The sequence below is a fragment of the Anaerobacillus sp. ABA4_114 genome (assembly GCF_056159065.1).
On sequence record NZ_JBSWUM010000001.1, the window covers coordinates 2,318,516 to 2,341,958 of the forward strand.

General features: G+C 43.5%; 20 protein-coding genes. 1 reads left to right on the plus strand and 19 read right to left on the minus strand.

Annotated features, from left to right (window positions below):
- Window positions 1-10: 10 nt before the first annotated feature.
- From priA to ACXAEY_RS11765, 7 genes are all read right to left on the minus strand, one after another.
- Window positions 11-2,413, minus strand: coding sequence for a primosomal protein N' (gene priA / locus ACXAEY_RS11735; protein WP_474812121.1), 2,403 nt, complete (start codon window positions 2,411-2,413; stop codon window positions 11-13).
- The gene (gene coaBC / locus ACXAEY_RS11740; protein WP_474812123.1) at window positions 2,410-3,612 is read right to left on the minus strand and encodes a bifunctional phosphopantothenoylcysteine decarboxylase/phosphopantothenate--cysteine ligase CoaBC; all 1,203 of its coding nucleotides are present in this window, start codon (window positions 3,610-3,612) and stop codon (window positions 2,410-2,412) included. Before coaBC ends, priA begins: the two co-directional genes overlap by 4 nt.
- Window positions 3,613-3,725: 113 nt before the next feature.
- Complete coding sequence (rpoZ, locus tag ACXAEY_RS11745) at window positions 3,726-3,929, minus strand: DNA-directed RNA polymerase subunit omega (protein WP_270182061.1); 204 nt, start codon at window positions 3,927-3,929, stop codon at window positions 3,726-3,728.
- A 5-nt stretch (window positions 3,930-3,934) separates the two neighbouring features.
- Window positions 3,935-4,546 carry a guanylate kinase gene (gene gmk / locus ACXAEY_RS11750; protein ID WP_474812125.1) on the minus strand — a complete coding sequence of 204 codons (612 nt, stop codon included), beginning with the start codon at window positions 4,544-4,546 and terminating at the stop codon, window positions 3,935-3,937.
- Window positions 4,547-4,568: 22 nt separating this feature from the next.
- Window positions 4,569-4,829 (minus strand): extracellular matrix/biofilm regulator RemA, encoded by a 261-nt coding sequence (remA, locus tag ACXAEY_RS11755; protein ID WP_224881992.1) that lies wholly within the window; start codon window positions 4,827-4,829, stop codon window positions 4,569-4,571.
- A gap of 74 nt (window positions 4,830-4,903) precedes the next feature.
- A complete protein-coding gene (locus ACXAEY_RS11760; RefSeq protein ID WP_474812127.1) occupies window positions 4,904-5,776 on the minus strand; it encodes a YicC/YloC family endoribonuclease in 873 nt (290 codons plus the stop codon).
- A gap of 124 nt (window positions 5,777-5,900) precedes the next feature.
- Complete coding sequence (locus ACXAEY_RS11765; protein ID WP_474812129.1) at window positions 5,901-8,594, minus strand: calcium-translocating P-type ATPase, SERCA-type; 2,694 nt, start codon at window positions 8,592-8,594, stop codon at window positions 5,901-5,903.
- Between the two features lie 115 nt (window positions 8,595-8,709).
- On the opposite strand from ACXAEY_RS11765, the gene ACXAEY_RS11770 reads away from it, so the two are divergent.
- Window positions 8,710-10,410 carry an Rqc2 family fibronectin-binding protein gene (locus ACXAEY_RS11770; RefSeq protein WP_474812131.1) on the plus strand — a complete coding sequence of 567 codons (1,701 nt, stop codon included), beginning with the start codon at window positions 8,710-8,712 and terminating at the stop codon, window positions 10,408-10,410.
- Between the two features lie 37 nt (window positions 10,411-10,447).
- On the opposite strand, the gene ACXAEY_RS11775 is transcribed toward ACXAEY_RS11770, so the two are convergent.
- From ACXAEY_RS11775 to pyrR, 12 genes are all read right to left on the minus strand, one after another.
- Entirely contained in the window at window positions 10,448-10,948 is a 501-nt protein-coding gene (locus ACXAEY_RS11775) for a VOC family protein (RefSeq protein ID WP_474812132.1), read from the minus strand.
- 145 nt (window positions 10,949-11,093) lie between these two features.
- Window positions 11,094-11,750, minus strand: coding sequence for a class I SAM-dependent methyltransferase (locus tag ACXAEY_RS11780; protein WP_474812134.1), 657 nt, complete (start codon window positions 11,748-11,750; stop codon window positions 11,094-11,096).
- Between the two features lie 13 nt (window positions 11,751-11,763).
- Complete coding sequence (gene pyrE, locus ACXAEY_RS11785) at window positions 11,764-12,414, minus strand: orotate phosphoribosyltransferase (RefSeq protein ID WP_474812136.1); 651 nt, start codon at window positions 12,412-12,414, stop codon at window positions 11,764-11,766.
- A complete protein-coding gene (gene pyrF, locus ACXAEY_RS11790; RefSeq protein ID WP_474812138.1) occupies window positions 12,398-13,123 on the minus strand; it encodes an orotidine-5'-phosphate decarboxylase in 726 nt (241 codons plus the stop codon). The genes pyrE and pyrF overlap by 17 nt, the downstream gene beginning before the upstream one ends.
- Window positions 13,096-14,037: a dihydroorotate dehydrogenase gene (locus ACXAEY_RS11795; protein WP_474812140.1), complete on the minus strand. Its 942-nt coding sequence runs from the start codon at window positions 14,035-14,037 to the stop codon at window positions 13,096-13,098. The genes pyrF and ACXAEY_RS11795 overlap by 28 nt, the downstream gene beginning before the upstream one ends.
- Window positions 14,034-14,795 carry a dihydroorotate dehydrogenase electron transfer subunit gene (locus ACXAEY_RS11800; protein ID WP_474812141.1) on the minus strand — a complete coding sequence of 254 codons (762 nt, stop codon included), beginning with the start codon at window positions 14,793-14,795 and terminating at the stop codon, window positions 14,034-14,036. The genes ACXAEY_RS11795 and ACXAEY_RS11800 overlap by 4 nt, the downstream gene beginning before the upstream one ends.
- Window positions 14,792-18,001, minus strand: a complete 3,210-nt coding sequence (gene carB, locus ACXAEY_RS11805) for a carbamoyl-phosphate synthase large subunit (RefSeq protein ID WP_474812143.1) — start codon at window positions 17,999-18,001, stop codon at window positions 14,792-14,794. Before carB ends, ACXAEY_RS11800 begins: the two co-directional genes overlap by 4 nt.
- Entirely contained in the window at window positions 17,994-19,082 is a 1,089-nt protein-coding gene (locus ACXAEY_RS11810) for a carbamoyl phosphate synthase small subunit (RefSeq protein ID WP_474812145.1), read from the minus strand. The genes carB and ACXAEY_RS11810 overlap by 8 nt, the downstream gene beginning before the upstream one ends.
- A complete protein-coding gene (locus tag ACXAEY_RS11815; protein ID WP_474812147.1) occupies window positions 19,079-20,356 on the minus strand; it encodes a dihydroorotase in 1,278 nt (425 codons plus the stop codon). The genes ACXAEY_RS11810 and ACXAEY_RS11815 overlap by 4 nt, the downstream gene beginning before the upstream one ends.
- Window positions 20,356-21,255: an aspartate carbamoyltransferase catalytic subunit gene (locus ACXAEY_RS11820; protein ID WP_474812149.1), complete on the minus strand. Its 900-nt coding sequence runs from the start codon at window positions 21,253-21,255 to the stop codon at window positions 20,356-20,358. Before ACXAEY_RS11820 ends, ACXAEY_RS11815 begins: the two co-directional genes overlap by 1 nt.
- Window positions 21,256-21,399: 144 nt before the next feature.
- The gene (locus ACXAEY_RS11825) at window positions 21,400-22,710 is read right to left on the minus strand and encodes a solute carrier family 23 protein (protein ID WP_474812151.1); all 1,311 of its coding nucleotides are present in this window, start codon (window positions 22,708-22,710) and stop codon (window positions 21,400-21,402) included.
- 155 nt (window positions 22,711-22,865) lie between these two features.
- Window positions 22,866-23,411, minus strand: coding sequence for a bifunctional pyr operon transcriptional regulator/uracil phosphoribosyltransferase PyrR (pyrR, locus tag ACXAEY_RS11830; RefSeq protein WP_270181805.1), 546 nt, complete (start codon window positions 23,409-23,411; stop codon window positions 22,866-22,868).
- Window positions 23,412-23,443 lie beyond the last annotated feature (32 nt).

Below are 23,443 nucleotides of genomic sequence, written 5' to 3' on the forward strand. Positions count from 1 at the left end.
CAAACGACATCTACATCATCATATAGGGCTGTGTGTCTATCGTGATCTGAAGCTTGCCGCGTGTCATTTCCTTCGCATAGTGCTTTTGTATTTCTTTTAAGCAGTGATGCAGTTTTGGTTCAGTTTTGTATTTTATCATGCATTGATAGCGATATCTATCTTTGATCCTTGGTATAGCTGATGCCACAGGTCCTAGCACAACACTTTCTTCTGAAAGGCTCGATTTCAGAAATTCCGAAATCTTTTCCGTTACATCGACCGTTTTTGTTAACTCCTCATGAGAGACGTTCACCATCGCAAGAAAATAAAATGGTGGATATCCGTACTGTTTTCTCATGATCATTTCGCGCTTGTAAAAAGCAAGATAGTCATGTTGTGAAGCAAGCTCAATACTATAGTGTTCTGGGGTATATGATTGGACAACAACTTCTCCTGGTAAAACGTGACGTCCCGCTCGACCGCTTACTTGCGTAAGAAGTTGGAACGTCTTCTCTGATGCGCGAAAATCAGGGATATGAAGCATCGCATCTCCCGCTAAAACGCCAACGAGCGTGACATTCGGAAAGTCGAGTCCTTTTGCGATCATTTGCGTTCCTAACAAAATATCTGCTTTCCCTTCCCCAAAATGCGTGAGGAGTTTTTCATGGGAACCTTTTCGACGTGTCGTATCGACATCCATCCTTACCACACGAGCTTCAGGTAAGATTTTCGTAAGTTCCTCTTCAACACGCTGTGTCCCTGTTCCAAAAAAGCGAATATGCTCACTTTCACATTCAGGACAAGAAGACGGCAGCGGTTCTTCAAACCCACAATAATGACATCGCATCGTCCCATTGATCTTATGGTAAGTGAGACTGATATCACAATGCGGGCATTCCACTACAAAACCACAATCCCTACACATTACAAAAGTCGAATACCCTCTTCTATTTAAAAACAGAACGCTTTGCTCTTTTTTCATCAGGCGATCTTGCAGTTTATCATAGAGCTCATTAGAAAACATCGAGCGATTTCCGGATCTTAGCTCTTCCCTCATATCGACGATCGACACCTCGGGCATCTGCTGATTGTTGACGCGATGAAGAAGCTCGAGTAGTGTATAGACTCCTTTTGTAGCTCTTGCATAGGATTCTAAAGAAGGAGTAGCACTCCCTAACACGATCGGACAGTTGTGATTTTCACCACGCTTAATCGCCACATCCCTGGCATGGTAGCGTGGATTTTCTTCTTGTTTGTAGCTTCCTTCGTGTTCCTCATCAATAATGATGATCCCAAGGTTTTTAAATGGAGCAAAAACAGCAGATCGAGCTCCGACCACCACTTTTACTTCACCACGATGGATCTTTCTCCACTCATCATACTTTTCGCCTCTTGATAGTCCACTGTGCAACACTGCAACGTTCGACCCAAACCTACTCTTAAATCGATTTACCATCTGTGGCGTAAGTGAGATCTCAGGGACTAACACGATTGCTTCTTTACCATCGTTCAATACCCTGTGGATGGATTGAAGGTAGATTTCAGTTTTACCGCTACCCGTAACACCGTGGATTAAAAAGGTACGATGCTGGTTGTTTTCGATGCTATCTAAGATCGGGGTGATCGCTTGCTGCTGAAGATCTGTTAAATCTAAAGGCGTGGAAGGAGCGAAACTTCTCCCTTCATACGGATCTCGATACAATTCCATCTCTTCTTCTTTTAGTATTGACTTTGAAACGAGTGCCTTAATGGTAGATCGTGTCGTGTCGAGCGTGCCCATCAACTCTTTGTACGAAACAGCACCTTGATGATCGATAAAATATTGAATGATTTCCTGTTGTTTTAAGGCTCGATTACCCATTTTTTCTTTCTCGACCGATAGCTCTTGACCACTTAGCTGAGCCGAAACGGCCAACTGTGTTTTAGGAGCAGTTTTTTCCTTAACGTCGTACCTTACTTCTAACTCATCATGTTTGATCGCTCGGTTTAAATCTTTGTGAGTAAAATGAGACAAAAAATCTTCCCATCTCAATCCGTTCGTCTCGCCGATCATCTTTCCCCATGGTGCTGTTTCATCAAACTGATTTCCCCTTACGACCGTCTTCGTCACATTTGCCTTCATCGCTGCTGGGAGCATCGCTTGAAAAGCAGAAACAGCATAGCATAGCGTTTTTTCTGTTAACCAAAATCCTAAATCAAGAAGCTCGGGTGTAAGTACAGGGGTTACATCTTTTATTTCGTCTAGTTCTTTTAGTTTATCAAGTTCTGAATCTTTCTCGATGCTGATCACAAACCCCTGTATCTTTCGAGGTCCAAATGGCACAACAATTCTCATGCCAGGCTCTAATACGTCTTGAAACGATTCTGGAATCGCATAATCAAACAGTCGATCCGTTTGATTAGCGGGTACATCGACAATTACCTTTGCAATCATCGAAGATCCAGCCGTTTCGCTTCGTCAAGAATTTTATTTGCAACATCATGCTTCGATTGCAATGGGAGGTGAATGTGCTCTCCGTCTTTTCGAATCAACGTCATAATGTTCGTATCTTTATCGAATCCTGCTCCTTCACTCGTAATGTTGTTTGCACAGACGAGGTCAAGGTTTTTCTTCTCAAGTTTCTTCATGGCATATTCTTCAACTTTTTCTGACTCAGCCGCAAAACCAATCAGGATTTGATGCTCTTTCTTTTTTCCAATCGAGGCTAAAATATCTTTTGTCCGCTCCATTTCAATTACGATGGAGTCATTTGATTTTTTGACTTTTTCTTTCGATACAACGACCGGTCGATAATCTGCAACCGCTGCAGCTTTAATGATGATATCCGCTCGATCCGCTTCACTCATCGCGACTTCATACATCTCTTCAGCCGTCAACACATCGATTCGGTTTACACGAGGAGGCGTATCTAAGTGCACCGGCCCAGCGATCAATGTCACCTCTGCCCCTCTCATTGCAGCCTGTTCAGCAAGCGCAAAGCCCATCTTTCCAGAAGAATAATTTGTGAAATACCTTACTGGATCCACGGGTTCTCGAGTTGGACCGGCTGTAACCAATACTTTTTTACCAATCAAATCACGGGTATCTTCATTAAAATAGGTTTGTAATGTTGATAAAATATCTTCTGGTTCGGCCATACGCCCTTTCCCTACATACCCGCATGCTAATAACCCTTCACCAGGTTCGAGGAAGTGACATCCGAATTCTTTTAATATGCTCATGTTTCGAAGAACAGCAGGATGCTCATACATATGTACGTTCATAGCTGGTGCAACGAAGATCGGTGCCTGTGTTGCTAAGAGTGTTGTAGACATCATATCGTCTGCTATTCCATTTGCTAATTTTCCAATCATATTTGCCGTTGCAGGCGCAATCAGCACGATGTCCGCCCAGTCGGCAAGATCGATGTGAGCGACTGACGCTGGGTCTTTTTCTTCGAATGTATCTTGATAAACATCATTTCTTGACAACGTTTGAAAGGTGAGAGGTGTAACGAATTGAGATGCTGAATGCGTCATCAACACCTTTACCTCTGCACCTTCTTGAAATAATTTGCTAGTAAGCGCTGCGGCTTTAAAAACGGCAATGCCGCCACTTACGCAAAGCATGATCTTCTTCCCTTTCAAACTCATTACGCTTCACCTTCCACCATTCTAGTTAACATAATAATGTTACGGTATATTAAAAAGGGCTGCCATCTTTTATGAAAAAAATAACAACCTATTCTCATAGGTTGTTACTTCTACTAGTCGTGTATCATTCCATCAGCTAGCAATTTTCCGTCCATTACTTCTTCTAGCGCTTTTCCTACAGGCTTTTCGGACTTTGGATGGTCTACATATACATTCTCTGTTTGTTGAATAACACGCGCTCTTTTCGCTGAAAGTGTTACGAGCGTGTATTTGGAGTCAATTCTCTCCATTAATGAGTCGATTGATGGATATAGGATCATAGTTATACCTCCGATACGTTTTTATAATTATGTGCGATTCGATCACGTCTTAAATGCTCTGCAGTAATGATTGCTCTCATTCTTTCACATGCAAGCTCGACCTGATCATTTTCAACGATGTAATCGTACTGGTCAATCAATTCGATTTCTTCTTTTGCAACGCCCATACGATTATCAATCACGTCGTCCGTTTCAGTCCCACGGTTGACGATTCGATTTCTGAGTTCTGTTAGACTCGGTGGCATTAAAAAGATGTAGGCACCTTCTGGGAAATGGTTTCTTACCTGCTTAGCACCTTGTACTTCGATTTCTAGTAAAACATCTCTACCTGAATCAAGCGTCTCTTCTACATAATCGACGGGTGTTCCATAGTAATTGTCTACGAACTGTGCGTATTCAAGTAGTTTATTATTTTCAATCATCTCTTCAAATTCTGAATGAGATTTAAAGAAATAGTCTACTCCGTCAACTTCCCCTTCACGCGGTTTACGAGTTGTTACAGAGATCGAATATTGCACTTCCTCCGCATCCTGCATGAATGCTTTTCTTACTGTTCCTTTTCCAACACCTGAAGGGCCAGAAAGAACAATTAGTAATCCACGATCTTTATTCATACTAACCTCCACTTTCTAAATCCTACTCATCTGATAGTTCGTCTTTGTTGATCAGTCTTTGCGCTACAGTCTCTGGTTGTACCGCAGATAGAATAACATGGTCACTATCAGAAATGATCACTGCACGGGTTCTCCGTCCATATGTTGCATCTACTAACATATTGCGATCTCTAGCCACCGTAATAATTCGCTTAATCGGTGCAGATTCTGGACTTACGATCGATACAATTCGGTTAGCGTTGACGATATTGCCAAAGCCAATGTTAATCAATTTAATACTCATTGTCTTTCCTCCCAGGAATCACGATTCTATTTTTACACAGTTTTTGTGAATTTAAACGATGAATACCGTGCAGGTTACTCGATATTCTGAACTTGTTCTCGAATCTTTTCCACTTCACTCTTTAGCTCGACAACATGATGACTAATCGTTTGATGAGTGGATTTAGAGCCGATCGTATTGAGTTCTCGGTTAATTTCCTGCACTAAAAAATCTAGCTTTCGTCCGATTGCACCTTCTGTAGTAAGAATATCATGGAACTGAGTGAGATGACTACGAAGTCTTGTAATTTCTTCATCGACACTTGCCTTGTCAGCAAGAAGTGCCACTTCTGTTAAGACTCGTCCTTCATCAACATCCTCTAGTTCTTTCAATTCAGCTAGTTTGTGCCGAATCCTTGTTTCATACGTGGTGGTGACGTCGCTACTCATCGAAGAGATCAGCTCTACTTTCTTCTCCATCTCATTTAGCTTCAAACGAATGTCTCGGTATAGTGCGTCGCCTTCTGATTCTCTCATGGTAACCAATGACTTCACGGCTTCCTCAAGAGAATGTGCGATCCCTACACTATCCAGTTCAGTTTCCTGTTGTTGAACATGAAAAACATCCTCTAAGTGAAGCAACTGAGAAATAGAAAGGTTGTCTTTCAACTCGTATCGTTCACCGGCTTGCTTTAGCAATGTTATGTATTGGTCGAGCAACTCCCAATCTGCCTGCAGTTTATTCGAAGTCATATCAGCACCTTCTAATTGAATAAACACATCAACTTTTCCGCGATGTACGTTTTGCTGCACGATCTTTTTAAACGTTGATTCGAATTGCAGGAGATTTTTAGGCATACGAAAGGACACATCGAAGTATCGATGATTTACAGATTTTATTTCGACAGTGATTTGAACACCGTTCCATTCGTTCGATGCTCTTCCATACCCTGTCATACTCTTAATCATTATATCACTTCCAATAGCTATTCTATCCAATTGTACCACTTCATAATGCTGAAACAAAGTCATAACTTCGTCTCAAAGCTTTTTTAAATAGACAGTAAATTCAATCAAAAAACAGAGGATGTGATCACCCTCTGTTCAAACGGATATTTCTTTTGAAAAAGACTGAGCCCGCGAGGAGAAACGTAGGGATGCATGAGAATACAAGAATCAACATCCACTCCCTCACCGACAAGTACGTTGTATGGAAGATCGGTTGTAGCGGCTCATAATAAATCACAGCGAGTAAAAGTCCAACAGAAGAAAGAACTGCGAGAACGAGTGCTTTGTTTTCAAATGGATTTCGATGGAATACCGAACGTTCGCTTCTACAGTCGAATACGTGAATTAACTGTGCGAGAACAAGGGTAGAAAAGGCAACTGTTTGAGCTTTTACTAAATCATCAGGGTTTTCACCAAAACAAATCATAAACGCTGCAAGGGTACACACCCCGATCATGATTCCCCTTGAAATGATCTTCCATCCTAAACCTCTTGCAAATACACCTTCCTTCGGGTGGCGCGGGTTTCTCTTCATCACGTTTCCTTCAGCAGGGTCGAGTCCAAGTGCCATCGCTGGTAAACCATCCGTAACGAGGTTCACCCAGAGGATTTGGATAGGTACCAGTGGTAAAGGCAGGGCTAAAAGAATCGCAAATAACATCACGAGGATTTCTCCAACGTTAGAAGCCAGAAGGTATCGGATAAATTTACGAATGTTTTCGTAAATGTTTCTACCTTCTTCGACAGCTGCTCGAATGGTTGCAAAGTTATCGTCACTTAAAATAAGAGAAGACGCTTCTTTCGAGACATCTGTTCCGGTTATACCCATTGAAATCCCGATATTGGATGCTTTGATCGCTGGTGCATCGTTCACACCATCCCCTGTCATCGCGACGATATGACCTTTCCTCTGGAGGGCTTGCACGATCTTCAACTTATGTTCTGGCGAAACGCGTGCAAACACATAAATATCTTCTACAATACTTTCTAACTCCTCAACAGAATAAGTCGAAAGCTTACTACCTTCCATTACCTTACCGACATCGGGTAAAATCCCAAGATTTCGCGCAATGGCCGTTGCCGTCGTTACGTGATCCCCTGTAATCATCACGGTTTTGATCCCTGCTGTTTTACAGTCTTCAACTGCTTGCTTCACTTCTTCTCTAGGTGGATCGATCATGCCTTGTAACCCAACAAACGTGAGTCTGGACTCAGCCTGCACGCTATGTAGAAGCCGTTCTTCATTTTGGATCGGCTTATAAGCGACGGCAATTGTTCTGAGCGCATTGTTTCCAAATGAAGCAAGTTCTTCGTTGATCTGCTTTTCATAACTCTTTCTTAACGGCGCTTGACGTTCGTTCCATAGTACTGATCCGCATTGTTTTAATACGATATCAGGAGCACCTTTTGCAATGACGTACCGCTTCCCAGCTTGATCTTCTACGATCACACTCATCATTTTTCGGTTCGAATCAAACGGGAATTCCTGAATGATCGTGAATTCTTCTTCGCGTATTTCTTCCGTTAAACCTGCTTTCATTGCAGCCGCGACAAGCGCTCCTTCAGTTGGATCTCCATCAAGGTAATAGTCTCCGTCTTGTTCGAGCACCCTCGCATTGCTACAAATAAGACCAAACGTCAGAAGCTGCTTTAATGATTTTTCGTCATCAGAATAAACTCTTGTGTCCCCTTTGAAGAAGTCTCCGTACGGGGAATAGCCTGAGCCCGTTACGTTCCATGTTTGTCCACCAGCCCATAGCTTCGTTACCATCATTTTGTTTTGAGTCAACGTGCCTGTCTTATCCGAACAGATAACTGTTGCGCATCCAAGCGTTTCAACCGATGGGAGTTTTCGAACGATCGCTCTCCGTTTAATCATCTTCTGCATGCCGATCGCTAATGCGATCGTAACAATTGCCGGAAGACCTTCTGGGATTGCTGCGACGGCTAACGATACTCCTGCAAGGAACATGTCATAAACGTCTCGTCCTTGAAAAATACCTAGTAATACAACGAGCGCGGTTAAAAATAGTGCTGCGGCAATTAATATTTTCCCAAGTTGCTCCAAACGGTGCTGTAACGGAGTTTCAAGCGTATCTGCCGTTTGAATTAAGTGAGCGATCTTGCCCATCTCCGTATTCATACCTGTAGCAGTAACAATTCCGATGCCTTTTCCCTTTGTTACTAGCGTTCCCATGAACCCCATATTCAGTTGATCACCAGGGCCGGCCCCTTCCTCACGAATTGGCTCAGGGTGTTTATTAGAAGGAACCGATTCACCCGTTAATGCTGACTCTTCGATCTGAAGCTCTTGGCATTGAATGATGCGAAGATCTGCTCCAATTCGGTCACCGCTCTCAATTCGTACGATATCACCTACTACGGCATCCCGTGCTGGTATCGACACCCACGAAGAATCACGCAGCACTTTCATGTGTGGAGATGATAACTGTTTTAATGCCTGTAACGATTTTTCAGCTTTTCTTTCCTGCACAAAACCGAGTATCCCATTGACCAAGATAATGAGGATAATCGCAATGGCATCGAGGTATTCACCGAGAAGTCCTGAAATTAATGTTGCTGCAAGCAAGACGACGACCATGAAGTCTTTGAACTGCGATAGAAACATTAATACGACCGATGGCCGCTCTGCTTCTTCTAGCTCATTAAGACCGAACACCTTTTGCCGTTCAGCCGCATCCTCGGTGGTGATACCCGTTTCAACATTCGTTTCTAGTTCTTCAGCCACCTCTGGTTCTGTCATGTTATACCAGCTCATGTTCAACACTCCGATCCTGCACAATGTCACTCTAATAGTCCATCTATATTCAGACAAGCTACAAAAAATGCTATACTATACAAGATGTCTATCGATAGAAATGTAGGTGAACAGTATGTCTTTTGACGGTATGGTTACAAGAGCCGTAGCGCATGAAACAAATGAAGTATTAAAAGGTGGTAGAGTAACAAAAATCTATCAGCCCTATTCGACCGATCTCATCCTCGTCGTGCGTTCAGGAGGGAAGAATCATCAGCTGTTATTATCAGCTAACCCATCTTATTCACGGGTTCATATTACAGAAGAATCTTATGCGAACCCAAAAGAACCTCCGATGTTCTGCATGCTTTTAAGAAAACATCTAGAGGGAAGTATTATTGAGCGGATCAACCAGGTCGATAACGAAAGGATCCTTCATATTACCTTTAGGGCAAGAAATGATCTTGGGGATATGACCACCAGAACGATCGTTGCTGAAATTATGGGACGACATAGTAATGTGATGCTACTAAATGAAGATGGAATGATTTTGGATAGTATCAAACATCTGTCTCCTTCGGTTAACAGACATAGAACGGTAATGCCTGGGCAGGATTATGTAGCTCCACCAGAACAACACAAAGCCTCGCCGTTTAACTTAACTGAAGACGATTTTCTAAAAAGAATCGACTTTAACGCTGGAAAGTTAGGAAACCAGCTTGTTCAATCATTTTCAGGAATCTCCCCTCTTATCGCGAACGAAGTGATTCATAGAGCAGGATTAGCAACAAGATCTACTCTGCCAAAGGCATTTTGTTCTTTAATTGAAGAACTAAAGGATCACAAGTACACGCCGCAGATGGTACTTTCTTCTAAAGAGCATTTTTCAGTCGTCTCTTTGACACACCTTAATGGTGAAAGCAAATCGTTCCACTCAGTAAGCGAACTGCTCGATCGCTTTTATTATGGGAAGGCAGACCGCGATCGCGTAAAGCAACAAACGAATGATCTTGAGCGTTTGCTTACGAATGAACGGAAAAAGAACGAAAAGAAAGTAAAGAAATTATCAAAGACGATTCAAGAAGCAAAATCAGCAGATAAATACCAGCTGCTTGGAGAGCTTTTGACCGCAAACATGCATATGGTGAAGCGTGGAGATGCTGAAGTCGAAGTTCAAAATTATTACGATGAAGAAGGCGGCACGGTGACGATTGAATTAAATCCTCAGAAATCACCTTCTGAAAATGCCCAGCAGTACTTTAAAAAGTACAATAAAGCAAAAAACTCTATCGAAGTACTTGAGGATCAAATCGTGAAGGCTCATGAGGAAATCGCATATCTTGAGCAACTTCTTCAGCAGCTTTCTTCAGCCTCTCCGAGAGATATTGAAGAAATTCGTGAAGAGCTTGAAGAAGAAGGCTATATAAAGAAGCGTTCTAGGAAACAAAAAAAGAAAAAGAGTTCCAAGCCTGAGTTAGATACCTATGAATCAACGGATGGCACCGAAATACTCGTAGGAAAAAACAATAAACAAAATGAGTATTTAACGAACAAACTTGCAGCACGGAGTGAAACGTGGCTTCATACGAAAGACATCCCAGGATCTCACGTTGTGATTCGAAGTCGCGACTATTCTGAACAAACGCTGTTAGAAGCAGCGAACCTTGCAGCTTATTTTAGTAAAGCGCGCGAGTCGGGTTCTGTTCCTGTCGACTATACGGAAGTCCGACATGTAAAGAAACCAAATGGAGCGAAACCTGGCTTCGTCACATACGATCAACAAAACACACTCTATGTGACACCTGACGAAGATCTCGTATACAAAATGAAAAAATAGAAGCGTCACGCCGTTTGGCGTGACGCTTTTCTATACATTACAGACTTTGTTCTTTAACCGCTTCTAATGCGTTCAAATCGATCTTCTTCATTTTCAGCATTTCCTTCATCACTTTCTCGGCAATTGGAGGACCTGCATGTAATAGGTGCGTTAAACGCTCAGGTACGACCTGCCACGAAACCCCAAATTTGTCCTTCAACCAGCCGCATTGCTGTGCGGATTCATCCCCACCTTGAGACAGCTTATCCCAGTAATAGTCCACTTCTTCTTGGGTAGCACATGTGACGATGAATGAAATTGCCTCGTTAAATGTAAAGTGCGGACCCCCATTAAGAGCAACAAACGTTTGTCCATCTAACGCAAATTCGATCGTCATCACACTTCCTTCTTCTTTCCTATGAATCTCCTCGCCTGCTTTCATAAAGCGAGTAATCTTATGGACTTCTGACCGTTCGAATATACTCGTATAAAAGTTCACTGCTTCCTCTGCTTCGCAATCGAACCACAAGTTAGGAATGATCTTTTGAATAGTCGCCATACTACAATCCCCCTTAAGAATATGGATAAGTTCGCTACAACACGTCAAGAGACCCTTCTCTGTAAATTCCCTAAGACCTGGTATTGATTCATATTAAAAGCCCAGAAAGAATACTGTGCTGTACTCTTTCTGAGCTGCTCGACTTTTATAACTGTGCAACCGTAATAATCGCTAATCCATCCAATACCTCAATATGATCCACTTTCTTTGCCCCGAGGGTCTGTAACTTTTCGCTCAATTGCTCTGATGTATAACGATGCCTTTTTGTAGAAACATTCGACCATTTAAGAAGAGACGTTTGTTCGAATCCACTCATTCCATGCTTTTTTGCATATGAAAAAGCAGAAGCCTGGTCCATACGAAGGGAAGGATTCAGCATTACGACTTTTCCTCCGGGTTTTGTAACCCGAATCATTTCTTTCATTCCTTCTTCAGGCTCTGGTAACAGAAACATCACACACGTCGATAACGAGATGTCGAACAGATCATTTTCGAATGAAAGATCACAAGCATCTTCAACTGAAAAGTGTGTTTTGTCCAACCGATTTAAGAAGAAAAAGTTTTGTTTACTTGCTTTCAGCATCTCTGAAGATAGATCCACTCCAGTTAGTAACGATGCTTCTTCGACACCGCGTAACAGCAGTCTTCCTGTACCGCACCCTACATCTAATACCGATTTATCATTCCATGTACCTGATGCAGCTTTCAACTCGTCATGGACTTCACCAAGCCACTTTGTTCGTGCCATATCATCGAAGAATGAAACGAGTGAATCGAATTCTTCTCCTTGCATTTTTCTCATAAGGACCCTCCAACTAATTAACGGAGAGATTTTTCAACTGCTCCATCCACTCTTCTGAAGAAGGATCGTCGCGCCAGTTCAGCAGTGATTGAACCTCTCTTTCCTTAATCATACCTGTTTCTGTTGCACATGTTAATAACTCATCGAAATTCGTTAACGTGTGCCATTCGATTTGGTGTTGAGAGAAATGTTCTTCACCTTTTTTCATCCCATATGTGAAAATTGCAGCAACACCTAGCACCTCAGCTCCCGCATTCTTCAATTGTGATGCCGCATCGATCGCACTTCCTCCTGTTGAAATGAGGTCTTCGATGACAACTACTTTTTCACCTTTTGTTATTTTTCCTTCGATCACATTTCCTTTTCCATGCCCCTTCGCACTGCTTCTCACATAGACCATAGGAAGATTTAACTTCTCGCTCACCCATGCAGCATGAGGAATTCCTGCAGTGGCCGTTCCTGCGATCACGTCCACATCTCTAAAGCGTTCTTTAATCAAGTTTACAAGACCTTCAGCTATCTCCTTTCTAACAGATGGAAAGGATAATGTAAGCCTGTTATCACAATAGATCGGGGATCTCATTCCAGAAGACCATGTAAACGGATCATTTGGCTTTAAGGTTACAGCTTCAATATCGAGTAGTGCTTTAGCGATTGACTTCATGAAGACTCCCCCATTCTTTTTTTAGACGCTCATACGTTGTTAAAGGCCGTTTCGAACCGGTGATACTCCGACCCACAACAATATAATCACTTCCTAGCATCTTAGCTTTCGAAGGCGTGCACACACGATTCTGGTCGCCTGCGAGGTCACCTTCTAATCGGATGCCTGGCGTAACGGTCAAAAATCTCTTACCGCAAGCTTCCTTGATGACAGGTACTTCCATTGCTGAACTAACTACCCCATCGAGTCCGCTTTCTTTCGATAGCTTTGCAAGTGAAACGACACTATCTTTCATATTCATAGAGATGTTTAGCTGTTTTTTGATCATCTCTTCAGATGAACTCGTTAACTGCGTAACACCGATACATAACGGGCGTTTTTTCCCAGAAGGGGTACCCATTTCCAACCCTTCAATAGCGGCTTGCATCATCTTTCTACCACCGCTTGCATGCACGTTGATCAAATCCACGTCGAGCGAAGCTAGTACCTTCATCGACTTACAAACTGTATTTGGAATATCATGTAATTTTAAGTCTAGGAAAATTTTGTGACCCTGACTTTTCAAACGCTCGATCAATCTCGGTCCATAGTTGAAATAGGCTTCCATCCCAACCTTTACGAACAATTGCTCTTGCTTGAATTCTTCTAAAAACGTATCTAGCTCTTCTTTATTCGAGTAGTCTAGCGCGAGGATGATTGAAGTGTCCATTCGGTTTTCCAGCTCCTTCCGATTAATTCATTGATGTGATTTACGCCAAGTTTATCTAATAAAGGAGGGAGATCTTCAATGATTGTAGGGCAACAGAAAGGATCAACGAAATTTGCTGTCCCGACTGCTACTGCGCTTGCGCCAGCTAAGAAGTACTCGACAACGTCTTCAGCCGACTCGATACCTCCCATTCCAATTATCGGAATCGACACTTCTTGACTGACCTGATGAATCATACGAATGGCCACGGGCTTGATTGCAGGTCCTGATAGTCCACCAGCTCCATTCGCAAGAATCGGCTTACCCGTTTTTAAATCGATTCTCATTCCGAGCAGCGTATTGATCATCGTAAGTCCGTCAGCACCTGCTTTTTCAACTGCTTTTGCGATCGATACAATGTCCGTAACATTAGGAGAAAGCTTGACATACACGGGAACACGAGACACTTTTTTAACCTCTTTCGTCACCTCATATGCTGTCTCAGCGACTGTCCCGAATGCTAATCCTCCTTCTTTCACATTCGGACACGAAATATTGAGTTCGAGTGCGTGGACGTTCTCTGCTTTAGAAATCTTTTCTGATACGGCGATATAGTCTTCGATCGTTGACCCTGCAACGTTCGCGATCACGGGAACATCGTATTGGGAAAGCCATGGAAGTTCAGATTGTAAGACATTATCTAAACCTGGGTTTTGAAGCCCGATCGCATTCAGCATCCCAGAAGATGTCTCAGCGACTCGTGGGGTTGGGTTACCGAATCTGGGTTCTTGTGTCGTTGCCTTCACCATGATGGCGCCGAGTTTCTCAAGATTATAAAACTTACTGTATTCACGGCCAAATCCAAAGCATCCTGAAGCTGGCATCACGGGGTTCTTCAACGAAAGCCCCGGTAACTCCATCGTCAATCGACTCATAAGACTACCTCCCCTGCTTCAAACACAGGTCCATCACTGCAAACCTTTCGATAAGCTAGATCTGATCCATGAACATGACACACGCATGCTAAACAAGCACCAATTCCACAGCCCATCCTTTGTTCGAGGGATAAATACACCTTGCCTTTAGATCGATACGCTTCAAGAGCTTGAAGCATCGGTGATGGTCCACATGCAAAAAGATAATCGAATGAAAGGTCAAGCTGACTTGTAACAAACCCACTTTCTCCGTAGCTCCCATCTGCAGTCGTAATCGTGAGAGGCCCTAGTTCCTTAAATTCTTTCTCATAAAAAACACTTTCTTTGGATTGAAACCCATTTACATGATGAACTGCCACGCCTCTTTCTCTTAATTTTTCTGAGAGGTAGTAAAGTGGCGGAACCCCTATACCACCACCTACAAGTACCGCTTTTTGACCACTTTTAACTTCGTCCACTGGAAATCCATTTCCGAGTGGCCCCAGAATATCGATGACCGCTCCTGGCACCTCGTTCTTTAATAAGTTGGTTCCCTTTCCTTCAGCACGGTAGATCATCGTAAGAAGATGCTCCTCTGGATCAACGTGACAGATGCTGATCGGTCGTCTCAATAGCGGATCTGAACCAGCTCCAGCTTTCACATGAACGAATTGACCTGGTTTGAACTGATCATCGATGCTTTCATGATAGAGGACTGCTTCATAGATGGACGCAGCAATCTTCCGCTGGTTCACAAGCTCCGTTTTCAACTGTTTCATGAATGAATCACTTCTTTTTGATGAAATTTAGGCATGCTGATGCTAGAGAACGTCATCGTTTCAAGGACACGAAGGAGCGCTCTTGCAGTGTCTAACGATGTGAAGCATACTACTCCGTTTTCAACAGATTCACGACGAATCCGGAAGCCGTCTCGTGCAGGTTGCTTCCCGCGCGTTAATGTATTGATGACGAACTGCGCTTGCCCTTCACGGATCACGTGTAACAAGTTTGGTTTTTCTGCTCCGATCTTATTGACTGTCGTAACAGGAATTCCGAGCTCACGAATAACATCTGCTGTACCTTCAGTTGCGAGAATATGGTAGCCGATCGCATGGAATCGTTTAACAAGATCTACTCCCTCTTCTTTGTCTTTATCAGCGATCGTGAACAGGACGGATCCATGCGTCGGTATGTTCATCCCTGATGCAACAAGTCCTTTATACAAGGCTTTCTCAAGGGTCGCGTCTCTCCCCATTACTTCTCCGGTCGATTTCATCTCTGGACCTAGTGTGATATCGACACGTCGAAGTTTCGCGAACGAGAATACAGGCACTTTTACAAACACTTCGTCTCGTTCCTCTCCGTAGCCAGTTTCATACCCTAACTGTGCTAGCGTTTGACCGAGGATCACCTTTGTTGCTAAGTTCGCCATCGGTACACCTGTAATCTTACTTAAAAATGGCACCGTACGACTCGATCTTGGATTCACTTCGAGAACATACACGTTGTTTTGTTGGATCACGAACTGGATATTAAGCAAACCTACGATGTTTAATCCTCTCGCCAATTTGATCGTCTGATCGATGAGTGTCTGTTTGATTTCTTCTGATAGACTTTGCGGTGGATATACCGCGATGGAATCACCAGAATGGATGCCAGCTCGTTCAATGTGTTCCATAATTCCAGGGATATAAACGGTGTCGCCATCAGAGATCGCGTCAACTTCAATTTCTTTCCCCATCAAGTAGCGATCGATCAGCACGGGATGCTGGGGATTCACTTTTACCGCGTTCTCCATATAGTGCAGAAGTTCGCTTTCTTTATAGACGATCTCCATTGCTCTTCCACCGAGTACGTAGGATGGACGAACCAGCACTGGATATCCAATAGTAGAAGCGACGGCCACTGCTTCATCGACTGAAGTGGCTGTTTTCCCTTCAGGTTGAGGGATGTCAAGCGTCTTCATGGTGACTTCGAACTTATCTCTGTCCTCTGCTTTATCCATATCTTCTAATCTTGTTCCTAAGATCTTAACGCCCCTCGCAGAAAGCTCATCTGCAAGGTTTATCGCTGTTTGACCTCCAAACTGAACGATAACTCCCGTTGGTTTTTCAAGCTCAATCACATGCATCACGTCTTCGACAGTTAATGGCTCGAAGTACAGTTTGTCTGAGATACTGAAGTCAGTCGATACGGTTTCAGGGTTGTTGTTGATGATAATCGCTTCGTATCCCGCTTCACGGATCGCCCATACGCTGTGAACGGTCGCGTAATCAAATTCGATCCCTTGACCGATTCGGATTGGACCAGACCCTAGTACGAGTACGCTTTCTTTTGATGTTTTAGCAGATTCATTTTCATCTTCGTAAGTAGAATAGTAGTATGGCGTTTCAGATTCAAATTCACCTGCGCACGTATCGACCATCTTATATACTGGTACGATCCCTTCTCTCATACGTAGCGTATAGATCGCTCTTTCTTCTTCATTCCATAATTGTGCGATGAAACTATCTGTAAATCCTTTTTCCTTTGCTTCTCGTAACAGCTCAATGCTCCCTTTATTTTCTGTAAGTGTTTGTTCGAGCGTAATCATCCCTTCTAACTTCGTGAGGAAATAGTAGTCGATCGCACTCCATTCGTGAATTTCTTGTATCGTTTTCCCTCTTCTTAGGGCTTCAGCTATTACAAAGATTCTTTCATCATCAGCATGTCTGATTCGTTCTTCCATTTCTTCGTCACTGATATCACTCATCGAAGGTATCAAAAGATGATCGACGTTCGATTCAAGTGATCGCACGGCTTTCAACAGCGATTCTTCGATCGTTCTTCCAATCGCCATCACTTCGCCTGTTGCTTTCATCTGTGTTCCAAGCCGGCGATTTGCACTTTCAAACTTATCGAATGGCCACCTTGGAATTTTTGTTACGACATAATCGAGCGCTGGTTCGAAGCTTGAATACGTTTTTCCTGTTACAGGATTCTTCATCTCTGAAAGAGACAAGCCGACAGCGATTTTTGCAGCGAGCTTTGCGATTGGATAACCTGTCGCTTTTGAAGCTAATGCGGATGATCTACTAACCCGAGGGTTTACTTCGATGATGTAATATTGAAAGCTATATGGATCAAGAGCTAGTTGGATATTACATCCTCCTTCAATCTGAAGCGCACGAATCACTTTTAAGGCTACGTTTCTAAGCATCTGATAGTCGCGATCAGAAAGCGTTTGACTCGGAGCGACAACGATTGAATCTCCCGTATGAATGCCTACCGGATCGATGTTTTCCATATTACAAACGACGATCGCTTGATCCTGACCATCTCTCATCACTTCATACTCAACTTCTTTAAAGCCAGCGATGCTTTTTTCAACTAAACACTGCGTTACAGGACTATACTTCAGTCCGCTTGATACGATTTCTTCGAGTTCTTCATCGTTATGAACGATTCCTCCTCCAGTGCCTCCAAGCGTATACGCCGGTCGAACGATGACAGGATACCCGATTCGTTTCACAAATGTATAGGCTTCATCAAGGTTATGAACGATGTCACTTTCAGGAACAGGCTCATTTAACTTCCTCATCAACTCCCTAAAGAGATCACGATCTTCAGCCTGTTGGATCGCATTCAGGCTAGTTCCTAAAAGTTCTACATTATATTCGGATAAGACGCCTGCTTCTGATAACTCCATTGCTAGGTTTAACCCCGTTTGTCCCCCAAGCGTTGCAAGAAGCGCGTCAGGACGCTCTTTTCTAATAATTTTACTAACGAATTCTAATGTGAGTGGCTCGATGTACACTTCATCTGCTATCGTCGCATCTGTCATGATCGTAGCTGGATTTGAATTTACTAGTATCACTTCGTAACCTTCTTCTTTCAATGCCTGACAAGCTTGTGTACCAGCATAATCAAACTCTGCTGCCTGACCGATGACGATCGGTCCAGAACCGATCACTAGAATCTTTTGAATATCCGTACGTTTAGGCATATGTTTTTTCCCCCTTATTTGCTGTGATCATCGAAATGAAGTCATCGAACAATTCGTTTGAATCTTCAGGTCCAGGTGATGCTTCTGGATGATACTGCACACTAAAAGCAGAATGCTGTTTATGCTTCACGCCTTCGATCGTGTCGTCATTGATGGCTTTATGAGTAACGACGAGTTCTGTATGAGCAAGCGTAGCAGCGGAAACCGTGTAGCCGTGATTTTGAGACGTGATCGCCACTTTTCCTGTGTTGATCTCCATAACAGGGTGGTTTGAACCTCTATGGCCGAATTTCATTTTTTCAGTATCTGCTCCACAAGCTAGCGCAAATAACTGGTGACCAAGACATATTCCGAACAGTGGAATTTTACCAAGCACACCGTTGATCATCTCGATCGCTTCAGGCACATCCTTTGGATCTCCAGGTCCGTTACTGAGCATGATTCCATCTGGGTTCAACCTTAGGATTTCTTCTGCTGACGTATGGTAAGGAACTACGACAACATCACATTTTCTCTTCGTTAGTTCACGAAGGATGCCATGCTTCATTCCGAAATCAACTAGAACGATTCGGTACCCTCGCCCAGGACTAGCATATGGTGCTTTGATGGAAACTTGTTCAACCTGATTCCGCTTAAGTGGTGTGTTTCTTAAATCTTCAATAATTTTATTCGTATCCACGTCCATCGAACAAAGCTTTCCTTTCATCGTTCCGTTCGCACGAATTAGCTTTGTTAACTTCCTTGTGTCGATGCCTTCGAGGCCAGGGATGCCTTTGATCCTTAAAAGCTCATCGATCGTCATCTCATTTCGCCAATAGTTTGGCGCTTTCGTTGCTTCTTTTACGATCAAGCCGTGTACGGATGGATTGATCGATTCAAAATCATCTCGGTTAATCCCATAGTTTCCAATTAGCGGGTACGTAAGGGTAACGATTTGCGCACAGTAGGATGGGTCAGATAATATTTCCTGATAACCAGTCATGCCAGTGTTAAAAACAACTTCTCCACTTTTTTCGATTTCACTTCCAAACGCTTTGCCAACAAAGATCGAACCATCTTCAAGAATCAACTGTCTTTTCATTCGTGATCGCTCCCTTTCTCAAAAACCTTTTTTCCATTTACAAGTGTCATCGCTGGCCATCCTTTGCATTTCAAGCCTTTGAACGGCGTATTTCTTCCTTTCGAAACAAACGTATCAGGGTCGATCTGCTCTTCTTTATTCAGATCGATCAGCGTAATATCTGCAGCCACCCCTTCTTTAAGAGTGCCATGCGGCAGACCAAAAGCTTCAGCAGGCTTAACGGTTAACCAATCAACAAGCTGTTTTAACGTAAACGTTCCTTTTTCAACAAAGTTCGAGTATAAAAGCGGAAATGCTGTTTCGAGTCCTACGATCCCAAAAGGCGCCTTTTCCATCGATGTTGCTTTTTCATCTTCAGCATGAGGCGCATGGTCCGTTGCAATGAAATCGATCGTGCCATCTAAAAGTCCTTCGATCAGGGCTTTCTGATCTTCCTTGGAACGAAGGGGCGGATTCATTTTGTAATTCGTATCGAGACCAGGAATATCATCTTCACAAAGTAGTAGGTGATGTGGTGTTACTTCTGCAGTAACATGGATGCCTGCTCGCTTCGCGTCACGTACTGTGCGGACAGACTCTTTCGTACTGATATGACACACGTGATAGTGCGCTCCTGCTGCTTCTGCGAGGAGCACATCTCTAGCAATATGTACTGATTCACAAACAGAAGGGATGCCATTCAGGTCATATTGCTCTGAAAACTTGCCTTCATGAACGCTACCTTTGTTTATTAACGTGTTTTCTTCACAGTGTGCTACGATCGATAGGCCAGCTGATGCAGCGCGCTTCATTGCATCTAACATCACGTTTGCGTTTTGTACGCCTACACCATCGTCAGTTAGAGCGAAAGCCCCTGATGCTCGTAAGCCTTCAAAGTTTGTTAACTCCTCCCCAAGCTGCCTCACTGTGATTGAACCATACGGCAGAACACGGACGCTTCCCTTCTCGATTCGCTTCATCAGGTCGGTCATCGTTGATGCTTGGTCAGGCACAGGCCTTGTGTTCGGCATCGCAGCAATCGTTGTGAATCCGCCTTTCGCGGCTGCTTTCGTTCCAGTTTCGATCGTCTCTTTATGCTCACCACCAGGTTCTCTTAGATGAACGTGCAGATCCACAAGCCCAGGAACAAGCAGCATTTCTTTTGCATCGAACTCATTGTGGTCAGTTTCGATCGACTCTGATATCCTCTCAATCTTTCCTTCTTCTGAAATAAGAACGTCACGTTTTTCAAGATTACCAGTTTCATTTACTAGCAAGGCATTTTTTATGATCATTACACATACATTCCTTTCTTATTGGAGTGAAGGACTCGGTTAAGGACAGCCATACGGACATAAACGCCGTTCTCCATTTGCTTAAAGATACGTGAGCGGTCACATTCTACTAATGATGTATCGATTTCAACCCCTCGATTTACAGGAGCAGGATGCATGATAATGCTGTTTCGCTTCATGTTCTTTTCACGCTCTACTGTAAGACCATGATCAGCGAGATAAGAGGCGTTTTCGTTCGTCTGTTGATGATGGCGCTCATTTTGGATTCGAAGGAGCATCACAACGTCAGCTTCTCTTACTGCTTCATCCATCGTGATGTATGGATATGCTCCGATCGAATCATCGCGCCAAGCCTCTGGTCCTGAGAATGAGACGAGGGCACCAAGTCTCGTCAGGACATATGCATTGGACCTTGCCACACGACTATGCTTGATATCACCAGCGATAACAACTCGCAATCCCCTGAACGAACCGAACTCTTGCTTGATCGTCAATAGATCTAGTAGTGATTGTGTAGGATGATGTCCACATCCATCTCCAGCATTAATGATCGATAGTGATGTTCTTTCTAATAAAGACTCGAAATATCTTTCTTTTGGGTGACGGATTACAGCTGCTTTTGCGCCTATTGCTTCTAACGTTTTAATCGTGTCATACAGGCTCTCACCTTTTTGCACGCTCGAGCCCGCAGCTTCAAAGTTTAATGTGTGGCATCCTAGTCGCTTCTGTGCGACTTCAAAACTAAAACGTGTTCTCGTCGATGGTTCAAAGAACAAATTCGCAATAAAAACAGTAGGGTACTCTATGGTTTCTTTACCTAACCGGAAGCGTTCTGCCATATGAAGAAGGTCTTCGATGTCACCCGGTTCGATCGATTGCATATCGAGTAAATGCTTCATCCTATCACTCCTCTATTTTTCTACATAAGTAACTTCACAAAAAAACACCCTGAACAGATTCAGGGTGTAGGAAAGTTGACGCGATAGATCTCGCGCCTTTTTCTCACCCTTTTAGGTCTCTCTGTACCTTTTTAAAGGATGTAACTATGCAGCTGTATGATCATTTTGCTCTTCAAACATATTCTCAATCGATTCCTGCGTAGTACCACCAGGGAGAATAAGGTTTAAAACGATACCGATGATCGTCGCGAGCGCCATTCCTGCGATTTGTAAGTCTTCAGTTACCTGGATAAACGCTCCTCCAACCCCAATGACCAAGATGACGGATGAGATGATCAAGTTTCGTTTTTCACCTAGATCGATGTTGTTATCGATCAGCATTCTGAGACCAGATGAAGCGATGATCCCGAAGAGTAAGATCGAAACGCCACCCATTACCGCCGTCGGAATGGTAGAGATAAGAGCTGAGACCTTGCCGATAAAGCCGAAGATTAGTGCTAGAACTGCAGCTCCTCCGATAACAAACACGCTGAATACTCGAGTGATCGCAAGAACGCCTATATTTTCACCATATGTTGTATTTGGTGGCCCGCCTAGCAATGAAGCGATGATTGTCGCAACACCATCACCAAGAATCGATCGATGGAGACCTGGTGTTTTCAAGAAATTACGCCCCGCTACTTTACTTAATACCATCTGGTCACCGATGTGCTCAGCGATCGTTACCGTTGCGATCGGAACCATGACGAAGAGAATTTCCCAAGAAAAGACTTGTGCTGGGTTATAATCTGCGAAAGGAATAATGAAGTCTGGCACCTCGAAAAACGATGCTTCTCTTACTGGACTGAAATCAACGAGACCTACAAAATAAGCGAACGTATATCCTGAAACGATACCGATCAAGATTGGAATAAGGCTTAAAAATCCTCTTAGGAAGATCGATGCTAAAATCGTAACACCAAGCGTGACAAGAGCCACTGTGAAGTTAATGCCGCTATAAGCTTCCGTTTCAGGATTGTTCATCGCCATGCTGATGGCAGTACCTGCAAGGCCAAGACCAATCACCATGATGACAGGACCAACGACGATCGGAGGTAGCAGTCTCAAAAGCCAGTTTAAACCTGCTGCTCGAATCGCAATGGCTACGATTCCGTAAACAATACCAGCGAAAAACGTCCCAATCATCGCCCCTTCAGGTCCCCCTAGTGATACGGCTGAAATGATAGGCGCGATGAATGCGAACGATGATCCTAGATATGCTGGGATCTTCCCCCTCGTAATCAGTAGATAAGAGAGGGTTCCAAGACCACTAGATGCGAGTGCTACTGCTGGATCAAGTCCTACTAAGAACGGGACGAGTATCGTAGCACCGAACATTGCGAATAAATGCTGAAGACTTAATGTTACCCACGTTGTTGTTTTTGGTACTTCTCTGATTCCTAATTCATGTTTCATCGTTATTTCCTCCTCGGATGTGCGTCCCGGCTAGAAGGAGGTATAAAAAACCTCCTTGCTTAGCCGCAAGGAGGTACACGCGTGTCCTGATCGAACAGCGTCTCCTCCCTTGGCTGTCTCTCTGGACTACCTTAAAGGGAGCACGTTATTGGTTTTTACTTAGCGTGTTTAATGCTTACTCTATCGAAATCATCTACTTCTGTTAGTGCAACCTCAATAATTTCTTCCTTCGAAGTTGGAACATTCTTTCCCACATAATCCGGTCGGATCGGAAGCTCTCTATGACCACGATCGACTAGAACAGCTAGCTGAATCTGAGAAGGTCTGCCTAGATCCATCAAGGCGTCCATCGCTGCTCGAACAGTTCGCCCTGTGAAAAGAACATCATCGACTAGGATGACTTTTTGATCAGTAACAGCACTCTCAATACTTGTGCCTTTAATCTTCGGATCTTGATTTTCATGTTTTAATGAAAGGTCGTCACGGTACATCGTAATATCGATTTCTCCTACCGGTATGCTCGAGCCTTCGATTTGTTCGATGCGCTCAGCTAAACGCTCCGCTAAATAGATTCCTCTTGTTTTGATCCCAACGAGCATCGCATGTTGGATCCCTTTATTTCGTTCAATGATTTCATGAGCAATTCTTGTTAACGCTCTTCGAATCGCTTGATCATCGAGTAAAACCCTCTTATCTTCCATTCGTCTCTTCCTTTCAGCTTAACTGCTTTAGT